We start from the raw sequence: 938 nt of genomic DNA on the forward strand, positions 1-938 counted from the left end.
CCATACCTTCTCTCTTCAATCTTATACTCTTTTTGTCTCATTCTTAAGTTAAACTACTATATCTTCTGTTGCAATTAACTAACCATATAACTAACCATATATTTGTAGGTTGGGTTGACGCAAGGAAACCCAACAACACCAACTATAATCAATCGTTTTTTCTAGTAATGGCAGAAAATGACAAAACCTGCCATAATATAGAAAATAACATTCACGGAAATCACCTCATGAAAAGTATGAATATTTCCTTACCTGACACCATGCGAGCTTACGTAGAACAACTGGTAGCACAAGGTGGTTACAGCAGTGTTAGCGAATACTTTCGGGAATTAGTACGACAAGACCAAAAACAAAGAGCAAAAGAACAACTACAGACTATCCTTTTAGAAGGATTAAATTCTGGAGAAGCTACAGAAATGACAGCACAAGAATGGGAAGATATTCGTCAAGCAGTCAGAGACAAAATTAACAACCGTCAAGGTGCAATTTAGCTGTGATGTTTGAAATTAAAAAAAGACCTCAAGTTATCCGTGACTTGATAGATTTAGCAACCTACATAGCAGAAGATAATTTAGATGTTTCTGACCGCTTTTTAATAGCAGCAGAAACAACATTTAAACAATTAGCTAAAACTCCAGCTATGGGAAAAATCTGTCAATTTTCTCATCCTAATTTAACAGATATTCGACAACAATCAATTAAAGGATTTAGAAAATATCTGATTTTCTATCGCATTTTTGAATCAGAAATTGATATTTTGCGAGTTATTCATAGTGCAAGAGATATCGGAACAATATTAGATGAGGATTTACAATTATGAACGTAGGTTGGGTTGACGCAAGGAAACCCAACAATAACCAATAACAGCGTAACGTAGAACGTAGGTTGGGTTGACACAAGGAAACCCAACAATAACCAATAACAGCGTAACGTAGAAT

Annotated in this window: 2 protein-coding genes; both read left to right on the top strand. The window is 35.0% G+C overall.

Annotation, left to right across the window (positions count from 1 at the left end; genetic code table 11):
- Positions 1 to 167: 167 nt before the first annotated feature.
- On the top strand, positions 168 to 491 hold the full coding sequence (locus ACIR131C_RS0105635; protein ID WP_231395399.1) for a type II toxin-antitoxin system ParD family antitoxin: 324 nt from the start codon (positions 168 to 170) through the stop codon (positions 489 to 491).
- A 5-nt stretch (positions 492 to 496) separates the two neighbouring features.
- On the top strand, positions 497 to 820 hold the full coding sequence (locus tag ACIR131C_RS0105640) for a type II toxin-antitoxin system RelE/ParE family toxin (protein WP_035368182.1): 324 nt from the start codon (positions 497 to 499) through the stop codon (positions 818 to 820).
- The last annotated feature ends 118 nt before the right edge of the window (positions 821 to 938 follow it).

The sequence above is a fragment of the Dolichospermum circinale AWQC131C genome, assembly GCF_000426905.1.
GTDB classification, from domain to species: Bacteria; Cyanobacteriota; Cyanobacteriia; order Cyanobacteriales; family Nostocaceae; genus Dolichospermum; species Dolichospermum circinale.

Coding starts and splice junctions, on each gene's coding strand:
- ACIR131C_RS0105640 (WP_035368182.1), top strand. CDS start 497: ATGTTTGAAATTAAAAAAAGACCTCAAGTTATCCGTGACTTGATAGAT.
- ACIR131C_RS0105635 (WP_231395399.1), top strand. CDS start 168: ATGGCAGAAAATGACAAAACCTGCCATAATATAGAAAATAACATTCAC.